Here is an 18,402-nt window from a genome sequence, read left to right as displayed (position 1 = left end):
TGTATAGACATTTCAACCTGCCGCTGTTTTGGGCAATGCGCGCTAAAAGTTGCGCGCTCAGATTGGATCCGGCGTGATCTCGATGAGGATTGCCCGACCGGAGCCGGAGAGCAGGATGAGGTCCTGCGTGGCGTCCAGCATCAGTGTGTCGAGGGCTTGAAGCGAATGGATCGTCGAATCGAGCGTCACGTCGAAGAGTCCATCGAGCGGGACGAGAAACGCGACGGCGGTCTCCTCCGCCAGCAGCGCCACGCCGGACTCGACGAAACGCGTCCGGTGCCGGAACTGTCCGCGCCGCGTCATCACGTTGAGGTCGCGGATCGGCCCCGAGAGAAGGCGCCCGGTGGTGATGTCGTCGCCGGAGAACGAGAGCTTGGGCGAGGCCTCGTCCAGCAGATAGGCGATGCCCTCCACGTCGAGTTCGATGCCGTCGCCTTCCACTACGATCAATGTCCGGTCGATCCCCGGGAACAGCGAGAACGGACCGTCCGAGGCCACATCGGCCATGCTGATGCGCCAGCCGAAGGTCTCGAAGGTCGAGCCCTCCGGAAAGGCGGCGACCTCAGCCGTGGTGCCGCCGCCGTTCTTCCAGGGGACCCGGACGAGATCGTGGTTGCGGACGACGCGCGCCCGCATCAACGCAGGCTCGGGAGGTTGAGGTTGTGCTCGCGAGCGCAGTCGATGGCGATGTCGTAGCCCGCATCCGCATGGCGCATGACGCCGGTCGCCGGATCGTTCCAGAGCACGCGCTCGATGCGCTTGGCGGCTTCCGGTGTGCCGTCGCAGACGATCACCATGCCGGAATGCTGCGAGAAGCCCATGCCGACGCCGCCGCCGTGGTGCAGCGACACCCAGGTGGCGCCGGACGCGCAATTGAGCAGGGCGTTGAGGAGCGGCCAGTCGGACACCGCATCCGAGCCATCCTTCATGGCCTCCGTCTCCCGGTTCGGGCTTGCGACCGAGCCGGAATCGAGGTGGTCGCGACCGATCACGATGGGGGCCTTCAGCTCGCCCTTGGCAACCATCTCGTTGAAGGCGAGGCCGAGGCGGTGGCGGTCGCCGAGGCCGACCCAGCAGATGCGGGCGGGCAGGCCCTGGAACTTGATGCGCTCCTTCGCCATGTCGAGCCAGTTGTGCAGGTGCTTGTTGTCCGGCAGCAGCTCCTTCACCTTCGCGTCGGTCTTGTAGATGTCCTCAGGATCTCCCGACAGCGCGGCCCAGCGGAACGGCCCGATGCCGCGGCAGAAGAGCGGGCGGATGTAAGCCGGGACGAAGCCCGGGAAGTCGAAGGCATTGTCGACGCCTTCTTCCTTCGCCATCTGGCGGATGTTGTTGCCGTAATCCAGGGTCGGGACGCCCGCCTTGTAGAAATCCAGCATGGCGCGCACGTGCTCGGCCATGGATTGCTTGGCGGCGTGCTCCACGGCCTTGGGATCGATCTCGCGCTTGGCTTCCCACTCGGCCAGGGTCCAGCCCTTCGGCAGGTAGCCGTTGATCGGGTCGTGTGCCGAAGTCTGGTCCGTCACCGCATCCGGACGGATACCGCGCCGGTAGATCTCCGGGAAGATCTCGGCGGCGTTGCCGAGAAGACCAACCGAGACAGGCTTTTTATCGCGGCAGGATTGCTCGATGATGGCGAGAGCCTCATCCAGCGTGTCGGCGCGGCGGTCGAGATAGCCGGTGCGCAGGCGCATCTCGATGCGGCTCGGCTGACATTCGACGGCGAGGCAGGAGGCGCCCGCCATGGTGGCGGCGAGCGGCTGCGCGCCGCCCATGCCGCCGAGCCCGCCGGTGAGGATCCAGCGGCCGGAGAGATCGCCGTTATAGTGCTGGCGGCCCACTTCCACGAAGGTCTCGTAGGTGCCCTGCACGATGCCCTGCGTGCCGATATAGATCCAGGAGCCGGCCGTCATCTGGCCGTACATCATGAGCCCCTTGCGGTCGAGCTCATGGAACTTGTCCCAGGTGGCCCAGTGCGGCACGAGGTTGGAATTGGCGATCAGCACGCGCGGGGCATCCGCATGGGTGCGGAACACGCCGACCGGCTTGCCGGACTGCACGAGGAGCGTCTCGTCGGCTTCGAGGTTCTTCAGCGCGGCGACGATGCGGTCGAAGCTGTCCCAGTCGCGCGCCGCGCGGCCGATGCCGCCATAGACGACGAGTTCGCCCGGCCTTTCGGCGACGTCGGGATCGAGGTTGTTCATCAGCATGCGCAGGGGCGCTTCGGTCAGCCAGCTCTTGGCCGACAGGTCGGTGCCGTGGGCGGCGCGGATCACGCGGGCGTTGTCGATGCGGGTCATGGGATGGATCCTCGGATCAGGCTTTGGATGGGGCAAAGGCGAGACAGGTCTGAAGAATGCGGGTCAGCGTCGCGCGCATGGGCGCGGCATAGCTCTCGTCGTAGGCGCTGGGCCATTCACGCTCCGAGACGGGGCCGAGCGGCTCATGCATGTAGCCGCGGCAGGCGAGTTCCATCTGGACGGCGTGAACACCCTCGTCGGGGCTGCCGAGGCTGCGCGTGATGTAGCCGCCCTTGAAACGGCCGTTCATCACATGGCTCAAGCCGCTCTGCGCGCAGAGGTTCTCGATGGCAGCGCTCAGGGACGGCGCGCAGGAGGCGCCGCCATTGGTGCCGATGTTGAAATGGGGCAGGGCGCCGTCGAACAGGCGCGGGATCACCGAGCGGATCGAGTGGCAGTCGTAGACCACGACGGTGTCATGCCGCGCCCGCAGGCGCTCGATCTCGGCGCGAAGGGCGGCATGATAGGGCTCGAAGAAGCGGGCGCGGCGCTCGGCGATCTCGTCCGCCGTCGGCTCCGTTCCCGGCTCGTAGAGCGGCTCGCCGTCGAAGGTCGTCGTCGGGCACAGTTCCGTGGTCGCCTGTCCGGGATAGAGCGAGACGCCGGACGGGTCGCGGTTCACGTCGATCACCGTGCGCGAGATCGCGGTGCGGATCACGGTGGCGCCGAGTCCGGCGGCGAAGTCGTAGAGCCGCTCGATCCACCAATCCGCGTCCTTGCGCGCGAGCCAGGGCGAGACGAGGCCGCGCGCATACGCGTCCGGAATCGCCGTGCCCGTATGCGGCAGGCTCACGACGAGCGGCGCGTCGCCTCGGGAAACCGTGAGCCAGTCCGGATGCGTGCTCATGCCCGAATCTCGCTCGTCACGACGGGCAGAACGTCCGCGCCGGCGGCATCCGCTAGGGCGCCGGACGCGACGAGGGCCGTGGCCCGTTCCATGTCGGGCGCCATGTGCCGGTCGTCGTCGAGATGCGGGACGCTTCCACGCAGCAGCGCACGGGCGCGCTCCAGGCGCTCGCTGGACTTCATGGGAACATGGAAATCGCAGCCCTGGACAGCGGCCAAAAGTTCGATGCCGATCACGTTGGCGGCGTTCGCCGCCATGGGCAGGAGCCGTCTTGCGCCATGGGTCGCCATGGACACGTGGTCCTCCTGGTTGGCGGAGGTCGGGATCGAATCCACGCTCGCCGGATAGGCGCGCTGCTTGTTCTCGGACACGAGGGCGGCCGCCGTGACCTGCGGGATCATGAAGCCGGAATTGAGCCCCGGCTTCGGCGTGAGGAAGGCGGGGAGGCCCGACAGGCCCGGATCGACCAGCATGGCGATGCGCCGCTCGGCGAGCGAGCCGATCTCGCACAGGGCCATGGCGATCATGTCGGCCGCGAAGGCGACAGGCTCCGCGTGGAAGTTGCCGCCGGAGATGACTTCTCCGGTTTCCGAGAAGACGAGGGGGTTGTCGGATACGCCGTTCGCTTCGGTGCCGAGCGTCTCGCCTGCCTGGCGCAGCAGGTCGAGCACCGCGCCCATGACCTGCGGCTGGCAGCGCAGGCAATAGGGGTCCTGCACGCGGTCGTCGTTGGTGAGGTGCGAGGCGCGGATGGCGCTGCCCTGCATCAGGGCGCGCAAGGTAGCGGCCACCTCGATCTGACCGCGATGGCGCCGCAGCTTCTGGATGCGCTCGTCGAAGGGGCCGTCCGACCCCTTGGCGGCGTCGGTGGCGAGCGCGCCCGTGACGAGGGCTGCCTGGAACACGCGCTCTGCCTCGAACAGTCCCGCCAGGGCGAGCGCCGTCGAAACCTGCGTGCCGTTGAGAAGCGCGAGTCCTTCCTTCGGGCCGAGCGAGAGCGGTGCGAGGCCCGCCTGCGCGAGCGCCGCTTCCGCTGGCACGCGGTGTCCGTCGACGAAGAACTCCCCGACGCCCATGAGGGCCGCCGTCATGTGGGCGAGGGGCGCGAGATCGCCCGATGCGCCGACGGACCCCTGTCCCGGAATGACGGGGACGAGGTCCGCCTTCAGGCAGGCCGTCAGGTGCTCGATGGTGGACCAGCGCACGCCCGACGCGCCTTGGGCAAGGCTCGCGAGCTTGAGCGCCATGACGAGCCGCACCACCGCAACCGGCAGCGGATCGCCGACGCCGGCCGCATGCGAGAGCACGATGTTGCGCTGGAGCGTCGCGAGGTCGCCCGCGCCGATGCGCACGCTCGCGAGCTTTCCGAAGCCGGTATTGATGCCGTAGACCGGCTCGCCCTTGGCCACGATGGCGTCGATGGTCCTGGCGCCCGCCTCGATGGCGGAGCGGCAATCCTGATCGAGCGTCACCTGCGCTCCGAAATAGACGCGTTGCCAGTCGGCGAGCGCGACGGAGCCGGGATGAAGCAATACGTTTTTGGTCACTGTCCCCTCCAGATGCGGGCGTGAAGCGGGTTGAAGCCGATGCGGTAGACGAGCTCCGCCGGGCGCTCGATGGTCCAGATCGCGAGATCGCACGACTTGCCGATCTCCAGAGTGCCGATCTCGTCGAGGCGGCCCAGCGCACGCGCGGCCTCGCGCGTGACGCCCGCGATGCATTCCTCGACGGTCATGCGGAACAGGGTCGCGCCCATGTTCATGGTGAGCAGGAGCGATGTGAGCGGCGAGGTGCCGGGATTGCAGTCGGTCGCCAGCGCCATATGCGTGCCGTGCTGGCGGAAGGCGGCGACCGGCGGCAGCTTCGTCTCGCGCAGCATGTAGAAGGCGCCCGGCAGGAGCACGGCGACCGTGCCGGCCTTCGCCATCGCGGCGGCGCCTTCCTCGTCCGTGTATTCCAGATGGTCGGCGGAGAGCGCGCCGTGATCGGCGGCGAGCTTCGCGCCGTGCAGGTTGGAGAGCTGGTCGGCGTGGAGCTTGACCCTCAGGCCATGCGCCCTGGCGGCGTCGAACACGCGGGCAGTCTGTTCGGGCGAGAAGGCGATGCCCTCGCAGAAGGCATCGACCGCATCGGCCAATCCTTCGCGGGCGAGAGCCGGCAGCATCTCGCGGCAGATCGTGTCGATGAAGGCGTCCTTGTCGCCGTTCGCCTCCGGCGGCAGGGCATGGGCGCCGAGGAACGTGGTGACGACGGAGACGGGGCGTTCCCCGGCGAGGCGGCGCGCCGCCCTTAATGACCGGGCCTCGGTCTCCAGATCGAGGCCGTAGCCGGACTTGATCTCGACAGTGGTGCAGCCCTCGGCAATCAGATGGTCGAGGCGGGGCAGGGCGCTCGCCACGAGCTCGTCCGCGCTCGCCGCGCGCGTCGCCTTCACGGTGGACACGATGCCGCCGCCCGCGCGGGCGATCTCCTCGTAGCTGGCGCCGTTGAGCCGCAGCTCGAATTCATGCGCCCGGTCGCCGCCATAGACGAGATGAGTGTGGCAATCCACGAGGCCAGGAGTGATCCAGCGGTTTTGGCAGTCGATTCGCTCGGCCGCGTCCCAGCCGTTCGGGAGATCCTTTTCCGGTCCCACGAAGGCAATCCGGCCATCCTTGGAGGCGACGGCTCCGCTCTCGACGATCCCGAGACCGTCGCCCCTGAGCGTTGCAAGGCGAGCGTTGAACCAGACCCGATCGAAGCGCATGTTCCTGCTCCGGATAGGTTGCGATAATGTCTATACATAATCGCGAAAGATCGGTATTGTCTAGACGTATTCGACAGGTTTCGATGGTCCGGCGCCGGCATGGCTTTTTGGCGGCTTTCGTCCCGGGCCAGCAACGATGAAGGTGTCAGCATGCGCAGGCTCATTCTCGATCACGCCCTCCTGCCGGACGGCTGGGCGGAGCATGTCGGGATCGACATCGAGGGCGGGACGATCGCCGCCGTCCACCCGAACTCCGCCTCCGAGGGGCGCGAGCGCGTCGCTGGGATCGCGCTTCCCGGCTTGCCGAACCTGCACAGCCACACCTTCCAGCGCGGCATGGCGGGACTGGCCGAAACCCGCGGTCCGGTCGGCGACAGCTTCTGGACCTGGCGGCAGGTGATGTACCGCTTCCTCGGCTCGCTGACGCCCGACGACGTGGAGGCCATCGCGGCCTTCGCCATGATGGAGATGCTGGAAGGCGGCTTCACGGCGCTCGCCGAGTTCCACTACCTCCATCACGATGCCGATGGCCGCCCTTACGCTGACATCGCGGAACTCTCCGGTCGGATCGCGGCTGCCGCCCGTGAAACCGGCATGGGTCTGACGCTCCTGCCGGTCTTCTACGCGCAGGGCGGCTTCGGCGGCGCAGCGCCTACGGAAGGGCAGCGGCGCTTCGTCAACGATGTCGAGAGCTATGCGCGTCTTCTCGACGGGGCGCGAAAGGCCGTGGTCGGTTTGGACGATGCGGTCGTGGGGATCGCGCCGCACAGCCTGCGCGCCGTCACGCCCGAAAGCCTTCGCGAGGTGATTGCACCGGCAGGCGAGGCGCCGGTCCACATCCATATCGCCGAGCAGGTGAAGGAGGTCGAGGATTGCCTTGCCTGGTCCGGTCAGCGTCCGGTCGCCTGGCTGCTCGATCATGCGCCCGTGGATCGCCGCTGGTGTCTGATCCATGCGACCCATCTCGATGCGCAAGAGGTCGAAGGCATCGCGTCGAGCCACGCGGTGGCGGGTCTCTGCCCGATCACGGAGGCCAATCTCGGCGACGGGATCTTCGAGGGGGCCGATTACCTCTCACGGGGCGGCCGCTTCGGCGTGGGGTCCGATTCCAACATCGAGATTTCCGCGCCCGCGGAACTCAAGCAATTCGAGTACAGCCAGCGTCTCAAGCATCGCGCCCGCAACGTCCTGGCCGAGCACGAGGGCCAATCGACGGGACGCAGCCTGTATGACAGGGCGCTAGCGGGCGGCGCGCAGGCGCTCGGCCGCCGCATCGGGGCCATCGCAGCCGGGCATCGCGCCGATCTCGTGGTGCTCGATGCCGCGCATCCGGACCTCGCCGCCGTCTCGGGCGACCGGTGGGTCGATTCTTACGTGTTCGTCGCGGGCAAGGCCGTCATCGATACGGTATTTGTGGCGGGCGAGGCCGTGGTAAGGAATGGCCGGCATGTCAACCGCGAGGCGATCCGCGCCCGCTATTCGCGCGCCATGGCGCGCATCCTGTCCTGAAAGAAATGTCGTCCGGCATGAAACATCTGCATCAGCGCATCCGCGACGATATCGAGGCCAAGATCATGTCGGGCGAGTGGCCTCCGGGCCACCGCATTCCCTTCGAGCACGAGCTGATGACCGAATACGGCTGCTCGCGCATGACGGTAAACAAGGTGCTGTCCACGCTCGCGGCGAACGGCCTGATCACGCGACGCCGCCGTGCGGGGACAGTGGTGGCCGAGCCGAGCAACCAGCAGGCCGTGCTGCAGATCCAGGATTTCGCCCTCGAGGCGGTCCGCGCAGGCGTGGACTATCATTTCAAGATCCTGCATCGCGCCGTCGAACCGATCGACGCGGCCGCCGCGCAACGGATCGGCCTGCCTGTGGGCACGAAGATGCTCTGCCTTTCGACGCTTCACGTCATGGACGACGTGCCCCAGGCCTTCGAGCAGCGCCTGATCAACCTCGCCACGGTGCCGGAGGCCGGAGAGGAGCCGTTCAAGGACGATCCGCCGGGCACATGGCTCCTGCGGCGCGTGCCGTGGACCGACGCGGAGCACATCGTGCGCGCCGTCAACGCAGATGCCACCATGGCGAAGCGGCTGCGCATCCAGTCGGGAACGGCCTGTCTCGTGCTGGAGCGGCGGACCTGGCAGGCAGGCGCCTTCGTGACCGAAGCGCGCATCACCTATCCGGGCGACCGGCACCAGCTCGTGGGCCGCTTCTCGCCGGTGGCGTGAGGGGGTTTGTTCTCCCCGGCGAGCCGAAGGCGAGGGAAGGGGATCCATGGCGTCGCGCCTGAACGTGGATTCCCTTCCCCTCCGATGGCCTTGCCATCTCCGGCCGGGAATGACACGTTCCACGTCATGGCCGGGCTTGTCCCGGCCATCCGATTTTGTGAGGCGGCGCACTTTTCCGATCGAGATCACCGGGACAAGCCCGGTGATGACAAGGAGCATAAGCCTTCTTCAAGCCAAAGCGGAACGCAGGTCGTCGATCAGGTCGTCCGCATCCTCGATGCCGACGGACAGGCGCACGAGGCCGTCGTCGATGCCGAGTTCGGCGCGGACTTCCGCCGGCACCGAAGCGTGGGTCATGATCGCGGGATGCTCGATCAGGCTTTCCACGCCGCCGAGGCTCTCCGCCAGGGTGAAGAGCTGGCAGCGTTCCAGGAAGCGCGTCGCGCCGTCGAGGCCGCCCGCGATGCGGGCGGTGATGATGCCGCCGAAGCCGCGCATCTGGCGCTTGGCCAGCTCATGCTGCGGATGCGAGGCGAGGCCCGGATAGATCACGCCATCGACGCCAGGGTGAGCTTCGAGGAACTGGGCGATCCTGAGCGCCGAACTGCAGTGCCGCTCCATGCGCAGGGACAGGGTCTTGAGGCCGCGTAGCGCCAGGAAGCTGTCGAACGGACCGGACACGGAACCGACTGCATTCTGCAGGAAGGCGATCTTCTCGCGGATCTCCTGGTTCTGGCCGACGATCACCACGCCGCCGACCATGTCGGAATGGCCGTTGAGGTATTTGGTCGTGGAATGCACCACGATGTCGAAGCCGAATTCGAGCGGACGCTGCACCCATGGGCTGGCGAAGGTGTTGTCGGCCACGAGCCAGGTGCCGTGCCCGCGGGTCGCTGCGGCGATCGCTTCGAGGTCGGCGAGCTTCAGGAGCGGGTTGGTGGGCGTCTCGACCCAGACGAGCTTGGTGTTGGGGCGCAAGGCCGCCTTCACGGCGTCGGGGTTGCCGAGATCGACATAGGTGATGTCGAGCCCGGCCGACTTCCGGCGCACGCGCTCGAAGAGCCGGCGCGTGCCGCCGTAGAGATCGTCGGAAGCGACGATGTGGGACCCGTGGTCCAGCATGTCGAGCACGGTGGCGCTCGCCGCCAGACCGGACGAGAAGGCGAAGGCCGCGTTGCCGCCTTCCAGATCCGCGATGCAGCGCTCGAAAGCCATGCGGGTCGGGTTCTGCGAGCGGGCGTATTCGAAGCCCTTGTGAACGCCGGGGCTCTCCTGCGCGAAGGTCGATGTGGCGTAGATCGGCATCATCACGGCGCCCGTTGTGGGATCCGGCGACTGGCCCGCATGGATGCAGCGGGTGGCGAAATCGAGCTGGTTGCGGGTCGTCATTATGAATGGATCCGGAAATAGTTGATGAGATCGATGCGGGTGGCGAGGCCGACGAAGGAATCGCCGTCCATGATCACCGGCACGAGGCCGGCGGCGAAGAGGGGCAGAAGCTCCTTGACCGGAGCATCGGCGGAGATCGTCCGAAGGCGCGTCACCATCACGTCGCGCACCGGCTTGTCGAAAACGCCCTGAGGGACGCCCTCGTTGGCCACGAGAGCATCGAGGATATCGCTCTCGTCCACGAGGCCGACCACGCGGCCGTCCTCGATCACAGGCAACTGCGAGACGTCGGAGGAGCGCATACGGGCGAAGGCCGAGCGCAGGGTCTCGTTCGGCGAGACGAAGATGGTCGCGCCCTCGCCGAAGGGATTGATCACCACGTCGCGGGCGGTGCCGGTCGTCTTGCGGTCGAGCCAGCCCTCCTGCGCGATGAAGGCATCGTTGAACACCTTCGACAGGTACTTGGCGCCCGTGTCGCAGACGAGGGTCACGACCCGCTTCGGCTCGGTCTGCTCGCGACAATAGCGCAGGGCGGCCGCCAGAAGAGTGCCGGACGAGGAGCCTGCCAGGATGCCCTCCCGGCGCAGGAGCTCGCGCGCCGCGGAGAAGCTTTCCTTGTCGCCGATCGAATAGGCTTTCTTGACCAGGGAGAGGTCACAGTTCGGCGGCACGAAATCCTCGCCGATGCCTTCCACCGCCCAGGAGCCGGCCTCGGTCATCTGGCCCGTCTCGACGAGCGGGGCGAGGATCGAACCGGCCGGATCGGCCAGCACCATGACGGTCTTGGGCGAAACCTTCCTGAGATAGCGCCCGATGCCTGTCAGGGTGCCGCCCGAGCCGACTCCGACCACGACGGCATCTACGTCGCCGTCCATCCCTTCCAGGATCTCGGGCCCGGTGCTCGCCTCGTGGGCCGCCGGGTTGGCCGGGTTCTCGAACTGGTTGATGTAGACGGCGCCCGGCGTCCTGTTGGTGATCGCCTGGGCGAGGTCCTGGTAGTAGTCCGGGTGGCCCTTGCCGACGTCGGAGCGGGTGATCACGACCTCGGCCCCCAGGGCCTTGGCATGCAGGACCTTCTCGCGGGACATCTTGTCCGGCACCACCAGGAGGGTGCGATAGCCCTTGCTGGCGCCGACCAGGGCCAGCCCGACGCCCGTATTGCCGGCCGTCGCCTCGATGATGGTGCCGCCCGGCTTCAGGCGCCCGTCGGCCTCCGCTGCCTCGATCATGGCGCGGGCAGGGCGGTCCTTGATGGAGCCGCTCGGGTTGGCGCTCTCAAGCTTGAGGAAGAGCTTGCACGGGCCAGTGTCCAGACTCGTCAGCTCCACGAGGGGAGTTCTGCCGATCAGCTCGAGGGCTCCATGAGCAGCCATTTTGCATCTTTCTAATGTAAAATATATTATTTGTTTCTTTTTGAATGTGAAACAGGATTGTCCTTACAGACCCTTCGGTGAATTGTCACCTGCCGTTCTCATTCCTCAACGGCTGTGCATCGGCTTTGGTCCCAGGGGCTCGATACATCACGAAGGGGAACGGGCACCGGCCATGGGCGGGAGGCGAAATCCCCCAGCGCATTCAAGAACGGGAAAATTCTTGTTGTCTGTTCGTTTTAAAGAACATTCCAATTGACAGAGCGGATTTGGCGGAGGAACCTCGGGCGACTTCCATGGCAGGGCAGATCGGAGGCGGAGCAACTCCACCCGGATCGGGAACGAGGCCTTGCCCGTCGCATCAGAAAGGGTTCTCCATGGCGCGCCCTCGCATCGTCGGCATCGCCGGAAGCTCTCGGCGGCCTTCCAAGACACGATCCCTCGTCGAAGCCATCGGGGCCGAGGTCGGGCGGTCGAGGCCGTTGGATTTCATCGTTCACGATCTGGCGGGAATCGGGGCCGGTCTCGGCGGCGCCTCCTCGCGCGCGCACCTGTCTCCCGAGGCCGCGCGCATCCTGAGAGACATCGAGACCGCCGATGCCCTGATCGTCGGAACGCCCGTCTTCAAAGGGTCCTATGCGGGCCTGTTCAAGCATCTCTTCGATCTCGTCGAGCCCGATGCCCTGAAAGATGTGCCCGTGCTGCTGACGGCCACGGGCGGAGGCTTACGCCATGCGTTTGTGGTCGAGCACTACCTTCGCCCGCTGTTCGGCTTCTTCGAGGCGCTCACCATCCCGACGGCCGTCTATGCGAGCGAGAGCAATTTCATCGACGGTACCCTCGTGGATGCGGCCGTGCGCGAGCGGGCATCGAAGGCGGCCGCGCAGCTCTCGGACGTGCTGGGCCAGCGCATCGAGCAGGCCCGCGATCATGAGCCGGCGCGATTCGCGGCCGTCCGTTGAGAGCGATCCGACCGGAATGGGCGGTCGGTCTCGACCTCCCGTCACTTGAGGAGATCGAAGAGAGATCCTGAGCACTGAGCCACGAGGATCAGCAGGAGAATGCCGATCAGCCAGAGCCACGAACCTTTCCGCTGCGGTTGAGCCGGGACCGGCTGGGGCGCGGAGGGGCGTATGACGGGGCGGGAGGGCCGGCAGGCGCTCGATCAGTTCAGCCGACGCGGCGGGGATGCTGCCGCCCATCCGATGAACCTGAAGCCCACGGGGATGCCGCCGACGAAATCGACCTCGGCGGGTTGGATTCTGGACTCATAGCTGACCCACCAATATTCCCTGCGATCATCCATCCTGCACCCTCTCGCTCGCGCTCCGCCGGAGTCTCAGGTCCATCGGTAGGAGCTACCTTTGGGCTGTCACTCTTCTTCCAGGGCGGCGCAAAGGTCGAGGCAGCGAAATGCCCGATACACTTTTCCACGCGATGCCCTAGCCTTCCTGTCGTCAGGATCGACTCGATCTAGAAACTTTGAACGAATAAAGCCAGCATGGTTCACATGCGAGATGGGCTTCCAGGAGATTTCATGAACGTTCTCGTCACAGGCGGAGCAGGATATATCGGCGGCCACATGGTGCTTGCGCTGCTTGACGCGGGCCACAATCCCATCGTGTTCGATAATCTCTCGACCGGCTTTCGCTGGTCGGTGCCTGAAGGTGTGCCTCTGGTCGTCGGCGATGTGGGCGATTTCGAGCTGGTTCTCCGGACGCTTCAACAGCATCGCATCGACGCCATCGCCCATTTCGCCGCCAAGCTGATCGTACCGGAATCGGTCTCCGACCCGCTGGGCTACTACCTGAACAACACCGTCAAAAGCCGAGCCCTCATGGCGGCGGCCGTTGCCGCCGGCGTCAAGAAATTCGTGTTCTCGTCGACGGCGGCCGTCTATGGCGACACATCCGACAAGCCCATCGACGAGAATGCGCCTCTGGGACCTCTCTCACCCTACGGAAGCTCCAAGCAGTTGACGGAAATCATGCTGCGCGACGTCGCAGCCGCCCATGGCATGCGCTACGTGGCCCTGCGTTACTTCAACGTGGCGGGAGCCGATCCCCTGATGCGCCACGGCCAATCGACGGCGAACGCCACTCACCTGATCAAGGTGGCCGTGCAGACGGCGCTCGGTATGCGCTCCCACATGGAGGTCTACGGCACGGATTACCCGACGCCGGACGGCACCTGCATTCGCGACTACATTCATGTAAGCGACCTGATTGCGGCCCATATGCAGGCGCTGAACCATCTTGACCAGGGCGGCGAGAGCCTCGTCATGAACTGCGGCTATGGACACGGCTATTCCGTGTCCGAGGTCATCGAGACCGTGCGGAAGGTCTCCGGCAAGCCCGTCGAGGCGCGGATCGGACCGCGCCGGGCCGGTGACCCGGCGAGCATCGTGGCCGATCCGACCCGCATCCGGTCGAAGCTCGGCTGGGAGCCCCGGCATGACGATCTCGCCACGATCGTGGATCACTCCCTGCGTTGGGAAAGCATGTTGCGGGAGCGGAACCTGAAGCTCTGAAGTCCGGTGGATTGCCGGCTCCCGATAAGGTCGGGTTAAGAACCTCTGCCTCAAATGCTCGTCAGGCGCGGGGACGATTCCCGGCGCCACTGAAACGGTGAGCTGGAGGGCAAAGGCATGGGCGAGGGCAGGGGAGCGGGCATCAATGGAATTCTGCTGCTGAACCGCCTGCTGCTGGCAGGCTGCTTTCTGCCGGTTGCCATCGGGCGCCTGTCGAACATCTCCGGGCTTGCCGCCACGCTGACCCTGAAGGGCATGCCCTATGGCGATGTGGTGGCGACCATGATCGTCCTGGCCGAAGTGTTCGGGCCCCTGGCTCTCATCTTCGGCTTCGCGCCGCGCCTGAGCGCCTCCGTTCTCATCGCGGCCCTTGTGGTGACAACCGGGACCATGCACCGGTTCTGGGACTATGGCGGCCTGAACCGCCAGGCCGAGCAGGCGATCTTCCTGTCCCATCTCGGTGTTCTCGCCGGCCTCCTCTTCTACGGACTGATGGGCCCCGGCGCCTGGAGCTGGCAGGGCTGGTGGAGGGGGCTGAACGCCAAGGCGAAGCCCGCCAAGGGCAAGAAGAAGCAGCCGTCCGCCTGCGGACGCCCAAGCCCTGGCCTGCGCCGCCCGCCCCATGGCGGACGAGGAAGAGCTGGCGGATGCCGCTTAAGGGTGCGAGATGGACGCCCGCTCTGGACACGACTCGGTTTTGCCTGCAAGGCTCCTGCCTTCATTCAGCCTCTTATCCAGGCCATAAAGCATTGCTGCGCCGTGCTTTTGCGCACGACCATCGATGATTTTTCAGGTTAGCTCTGGCGTCATGCTCCATTTGTCCTCGCGTTGCATTCTCGGTCTGGCTTTCGCCCTTGCGTGCCTCACTCCTGCCGCTGCCCAGCAGGCATCGGATCCACTGACCCGCTTCCTCGACGGCGTCTTCAAGAAGCCGGCGGCTTCGGTCGAGAGCGCCCCTCAGCAGGCTGCCCCCCCGGTTGCACCGCAAGCGGCGCCCCAAGCTCCGGCCGCCCCGCGCGCCCAGGCCCAGCCGCAGGCACGGCCTCAGCCAGCTCCGAAGCCGAAAGCGACGGCTCAAAAACCTCAGCCCCAGCGGGCCGCGAAACCGCAGCCCCAGGCCGCCCCGCAGACGGTGGCGAAACCAGAGCCGCAACCTGCGCCGGCTGCCGCGAAAGTCGAAGCAAAACCGGTTGCCCCAGAGCCGCAGAAATCTGCTCCTGAGACGCCTGTCCAGGCATCGGCCGAACCGCCCAAGCCCGCCGCACCGCCTCCGGCCAAGGTTGCGGAGCCGCCCAAGCCTGCCCGCACCACCCCGGCACAGCCTGTGGCGCCTGCTCCAACCTCCGTCGCCGCGCCGTCTTCCTCACCGACGCCGACCTCGCCTCCCGGCCCACGCACGCCCGAGGAGGCTCTCGACCGGATCAATGCCTATTTCAACAGCATCGACGTGATGTCGGCTTATTTCGTTCAGAAGAATCCGAATGGCCAGCAGGCCGAAGGCACGCTTTCCATGCGCCGCCCGGGCCAGTTCCACTTCGCCTATTCCCCGCCGAGTACTCTCGAGGTGATCTCGGACGGTCGCAACGTCGCCATTCGCGACAAGAAGCTCGGCACGAACGATGTCTATCCCGTCAGCCAGACGCCCTTAAAATTTCTGGTTCAGGACAACATCGACCTGTCGAGGGACACGAAGGTCCGTGACGTGCAGGTCGGGCGCGACGGCATGGTCACGGTCCGGTTCGACGACAGTGCCACCCTCGGCGGCACCTCGAAGATAACCCTGCGCTTCGACAGCCGGGCCAATGCCCTCAAGCAATGGACCATCATCGACGCCCAGGGCTATGAGACCTCCGTGACCCTGTCAGGCCTCAACGCGACCTATCGCCGGGATGCGAGAGCCGGCCAGTAGCCCGCCGGCCGTTCACGAGAAAGTGCCGCATTTCGGCGCCTGGGGCCTAGCATGCACCGGATTTCGGTTTAGAACACCGCCATCACGCCGCCGCAGCGCGGCCCTCGAAATCCTTGGCAGGTGAGCATGGTGGATAAAGCAGCCCTTGGAGCTTATGCCGGTTACGTCCTCGAGGAGGCGACCATCCCGGAACTGCCGAACCACTATCGCGGCAAGGTGCGCGATAATTACGACCTGCCCGACGGGCGCCGGATCATCATCGCGTCGGACCGCATCAGCGCTTTCGACCGGAACCTCGCGGCCATTCCCCTGAAAGGGCAGGTGCTGACGCAAACCGCCAAGTTCTGGTTCGAGGCGACGGCGGCGATCTGCCCCAACCACGTGATCGAGTATCCGGATCCGAACGTGCTGGTCGGACGCAGGCTCACGATCCTGCCCGTAGAGATCGTGGTCCGCGATTATCTCGCGGGTACGACCGGCACCTCGATCCTCTCGCTTTACAAGACGGGACAGCGCGAGATGTACGGCATTCGCCTGCTCGACGGCATGCGCGATAACGAGAAGTTGCCGCAGACCATCATCACGCCCACCACCAAGGCTTTCGACGGCGGACACGACGAGCCCCTGACCGCGCAGGAGATCGTTGAGCGCGGGCTTCTCAGCGCGGAGCAGTGGCAGACGGTCTCCGACTACGCTCTCGCGCTCTTCGCGAAGGGGCGGGAAATGGCTCGGGAGCGCGGTCTGATCCTTGTCGATACGAAGTACGAATTTGGGATCGACGAGGCCGGCAGGATCATGATCGCCGACGAGATCCACACGCCCGACTCGAGCCGCTATTGGTTCCTGGACAGCTACCAAAGCCGCTTCGAGGCTGGCGAGCGGCCCGAAAGCTTCGACAAGGACTTCATCCGCACCTGGGTCGTCGCCCGATGCGATCCCTACAAGGACGAGATCCCCGAGATCCCGCAGGACGTGGTGCTGGAAACCTCCCGCGTCTATATCGATGCCTTCGAACGCATTACGGGCCAGACTTTCGCGCTGCCGCCGAGAGACGTGCCGGTGCTGGAGCGGGTGCGCAAGAACCTGAAGGCGTATTTCTGACGGGCGATGCAAAATCCTTAAAGGTTTGATCGCGAGATCAAAACGAAATGAAAAGGGGCGCCGGAGCGCCCCTTTGAGGATCGACTGGCTCAGGGTCAGCGCTTGCCGCCGCCATTGCCTCCGTTGCCGCCGCGATCACCGCCGCCTTGGCCGCCATTCCCGCTGCCACCTTGGCTGCCGTTGCCATTGTTTCCGCCGCCCTGGCTGCCGCTGTTTCCGCTGCCCTGACCGCTGTTGCCGCCGCTGTTGCCGCGATCGCCACGGCCGTTGCCAGGTGTTCCGTCCTGATCGGTGCCATCGCCGTTATTGGACTTGCCGGGGTTCGAGGCATCGTTGTGATCGGCATCGTTGCCGTGACCATTGTTGCCGCGTCCGCCGCCCTGGTCTCCCTTACCTCCGCCGTATTCGCCGCGCCCGCCACCGTGGTCGCCTTTGCCGCCACCGTGACCTCCGCGTCCGTCACCGTCACCTCCTCGTCCGCCGTGGCCCTTACCGCCGTCGCGGTCGCCGCCATCGTGACCTTTTCCACCGCGTCCACCGCCATGCCCATCGCGATCCGGCTTGCCGCCATGATCACCGGACCAGCCACCACCGTGATGTTCACCTTTGCCACCGCCGTGGTCGCCTTTGCCTCCACCGTGGTCTCCCTTACCTCCGCCGTGGTGGCCACCTCCAGGGTGTCCGCCGCCTGGATTCGTGCCGCCACCAGGATTCGTGCCGCCTCCTGGATCAGTGCCGCCACCGGGATTGGCGCCGCCGCCTGGATTGGTGCCACCACCAGGATTGGTGCTGCCGCCCGGCTCAGTGTTGCCGCCCGGATTAGTTCCGCCTCCCGGATTGGTTCCTCCGCCTGGGTTGGTTGTGCCGCCGCTCTGGTCCGGTGACGTTCCGCTGCCTGCACTGGGTCCCGTGCCGCCAACGGGGCTCGAGCCACCTCCAGCTGGGCTTGAGCTGCCGCCACCGGACGATTGACCGCCTCCGCCGCTCTGAGACGGATTGTTGCTTCCCCCTGATCCGCCGCCTGAGGCAGGCGGATTGCTCGGGCCGCCGGTGGTCGGGCCGGACGGGGTAGACCCCGCAAGACTGGCGCTGGCCTGCGGGCTTTCGCCCCTGTCGCGATAGGTGCTGATGAGCCCTGGGGCAAACTGCGCGCTCGGGACCGTGGGACATTCCCACACCTGGCGCGGGCCGAACAGGCCACGGATCCTGGCGGGCCGGCAATATTGCTGGAACGCGGCGTCAACATTCTCGGTGTAGACCGGCGCCGCGCCGGCGCTGCGGCTCGCTCCACGCGTAACGGACCTCGCATTCGCCGCTTCGGAGCGCCTCGCGCTTCTGGCAGCCGGCTGTCGTGCTTCCGTAGCAGTGTATGTTTCGTAGGAATTACTACGTGCAGTATTTCTCTTCGGAAGATCAGCCGAAAATGCACTTGTTGAAGATAAAAGGGCGATTAGCCCAACGCATAGGCGAACTGACATGAATGCTCCTGCTCTCTGAAGTGCTTTTCAGAACTCATTCTTGAGCAGAGAACAGTTTTATTCCATTATGAGCTCAGTATATATTCCTTCTATCCGGAGTTAATACTTTCGAAAGTATAGATATATTATTGGTATATGGAGGTAAGCCGGCAATTATGTTGATGGCGATTTGGCTTACCCCGGCTCTAGTGGAGTAATGCGACCGGTCGTTGCGAATTACTCCCTACGGATAGGACAAGACTCCGGAGCGTTGCAGTTGGGCCTCGCGGCGCGTTCCGGCAAAGACCGGCCCGATGGGTGAGAAGCGGATTGACGATACCGCTCCATCTCCATATGACATGCGTCCATGATCACCGGTCGCACCATGTTCACGAACTATTTTACGCCGTCCCCATAGGGCGGCTCCGTTCGGTTGCGACCAGACGTTCGATGCCGCCGCTCTCCGGCGGCATCTTCATGAGGTGATCAGGTCTCCGGGCAGCGGCTCCCGCCATCCCCGAG

At 65.7% G+C, this 18,402-nt stretch carries 15 protein-coding genes; 8 read left to right on the top strand and 7 right to left on the bottom strand.

Translation table 11 applies throughout. The features are described from left to right. Nucleotides 1-57: 57 nt before the first annotated feature. From H0S73_RS17745 to hutI, 5 genes are read right to left on the bottom strand one after another with little or no spacing between them, the layout of a single operon-like run. Nucleotides 58-636 carry a HutD/Ves family protein gene (locus tag H0S73_RS17745; protein WP_181053384.1) on the bottom strand — a complete coding sequence of 193 codons (579 nt, stop codon included), beginning with the start codon at nucleotides 634-636 and terminating at the stop codon, nucleotides 58-60. After that, complete coding sequence (gene hutU / locus H0S73_RS17740; protein ID WP_181053383.1) at nucleotides 636-2,300, bottom strand: urocanate hydratase; 1,665 nt, start codon at nucleotides 2,298-2,300, stop codon at nucleotides 636-638. Before hutU ends, H0S73_RS17745 begins: the two co-directional genes overlap by 1 nt. Nucleotides 2,301-2,316: 16 nt before the next feature. Next, on the bottom strand, nucleotides 2,317-3,147 hold the full coding sequence (gene hutG / locus H0S73_RS17735) for an N-formylglutamate deformylase (protein WP_181053382.1): 831 nt from the start codon (nucleotides 3,145-3,147) through the stop codon (nucleotides 2,317-2,319). Next, on the bottom strand, nucleotides 3,144-4,694 hold the full coding sequence (gene hutH, locus H0S73_RS17730) for a histidine ammonia-lyase (RefSeq protein ID WP_343058401.1): 1,551 nt from the start codon (nucleotides 4,692-4,694) through the stop codon (nucleotides 3,144-3,146). The genes hutG and hutH overlap by 4 nt, the downstream gene beginning before the upstream one ends. Next, on the bottom strand, nucleotides 4,691-5,893 hold the full coding sequence (gene hutI, locus H0S73_RS17725) for an imidazolonepropionase (protein WP_181053381.1): 1,203 nt from the start codon (nucleotides 5,891-5,893) through the stop codon (nucleotides 4,691-4,693). The genes hutH and hutI overlap by 4 nt, the downstream gene beginning before the upstream one ends. A 150-nt stretch (nucleotides 5,894-6,043) precedes the next feature. Between hutI and H0S73_RS17720 the strand changes: the two genes are divergently transcribed. Both H0S73_RS17720 and hutC read left to right on the top strand, forming a co-directional pair. Further along, nucleotides 6,044-7,402, top strand: a complete 1,359-nt coding sequence (locus H0S73_RS17720; RefSeq protein ID WP_181053380.1) for a formimidoylglutamate deiminase — start codon at nucleotides 6,044-6,046, stop codon at nucleotides 7,400-7,402. A 17-nt stretch (nucleotides 7,403-7,419) separates the two neighbouring features. After that, a complete protein-coding gene (gene hutC / locus H0S73_RS17715; protein WP_246389038.1) occupies nucleotides 7,420-8,124 on the top strand; it encodes a histidine utilization transcriptional repressor HutC in 705 nt (234 codons plus the stop codon). A 228-nt stretch (nucleotides 8,125-8,352) separates the two neighbouring features. On the opposite strand, the gene H0S73_RS17710 is transcribed toward hutC, so the two are convergent. Together H0S73_RS17710 and H0S73_RS17705 are read right to left on the bottom strand one after the other, a co-directional pair. Then, nucleotides 8,353-9,513, bottom strand: coding sequence for a cystathionine gamma-synthase (locus tag H0S73_RS17710; protein ID WP_181053378.1), 1,161 nt, complete (start codon nucleotides 9,511-9,513; stop codon nucleotides 8,353-8,355). Beyond that, a complete protein-coding gene (locus H0S73_RS17705) occupies nucleotides 9,513-10,886 on the bottom strand; it encodes a pyridoxal-phosphate dependent enzyme (RefSeq protein WP_181053377.1) in 1,374 nt (457 codons plus the stop codon). Before H0S73_RS17705 ends, H0S73_RS17710 begins: the two co-directional genes overlap by 1 nt. Before the next feature lie 374 nt (nucleotides 10,887-11,260). On the opposite strand from H0S73_RS17705, the gene msuE reads away from it, so the two are divergent. The 6 genes from msuE to H0S73_RS17675 all read left to right on the top strand — a co-directional run bounded on the left by msuE (nucleotide 11,261) and on the right by H0S73_RS17675 (nucleotide 17,307). After that, nucleotides 11,261-11,845: an FMN reductase gene (msuE, locus tag H0S73_RS17700; protein ID WP_181053376.1), complete on the top strand. Its 585-nt coding sequence runs from the start codon at nucleotides 11,261-11,263 to the stop codon at nucleotides 11,843-11,845. 575 nt (nucleotides 11,846-12,420) lie between these two features. Next, entirely contained in the window at nucleotides 12,421-13,413 is a 993-nt protein-coding gene (gene galE, locus H0S73_RS17695) for a UDP-glucose 4-epimerase GalE (RefSeq protein ID WP_181053375.1), read from the top strand. 117 nt (nucleotides 13,414-13,530) lie between these two features. Then, nucleotides 13,531-14,211 carry a DoxX family protein gene (locus H0S73_RS17690; protein WP_181053374.1) on the top strand — a complete coding sequence of 227 codons (681 nt, stop codon included), beginning with the start codon at nucleotides 13,531-13,533 and terminating at the stop codon, nucleotides 14,209-14,211. A 10-nt stretch (nucleotides 14,212-14,221) separates the two neighbouring features. Beyond that, a complete protein-coding gene (locus H0S73_RS26145) occupies nucleotides 14,222-15,322 on the top strand; it encodes a LolA family protein (RefSeq protein WP_181053373.1) in 1,101 nt (366 codons plus the stop codon). A 126-nt stretch (nucleotides 15,323-15,448) separates the two neighbouring features. Then, nucleotides 15,449-16,423, top strand: coding sequence for a phosphoribosylaminoimidazolesuccinocarboxamide synthase (locus H0S73_RS17680; protein WP_181053372.1), 975 nt, complete (start codon nucleotides 15,449-15,451; stop codon nucleotides 16,421-16,423). Between the two features lie 170 nt (nucleotides 16,424-16,593). Next, entirely contained in the window at nucleotides 16,594-17,307 is a 714-nt protein-coding gene (locus H0S73_RS17675) for a hypothetical protein (RefSeq protein ID WP_181053371.1), read from the top strand. The last annotated feature ends 1,095 nt before the right edge of the window (nucleotides 17,308-18,402 follow it).

It is taken from the genome of Microvirga mediterraneensis, assembly GCF_013520865.1.
Classification (GTDB): domain Bacteria; phylum Pseudomonadota; class Alphaproteobacteria; order Rhizobiales; family Beijerinckiaceae; genus Microvirga; species Microvirga mediterraneensis.
Note: the sequence above shows the minus strand (reverse complement) of the source record. Positions and strands in the feature narration are given on the sequence as shown.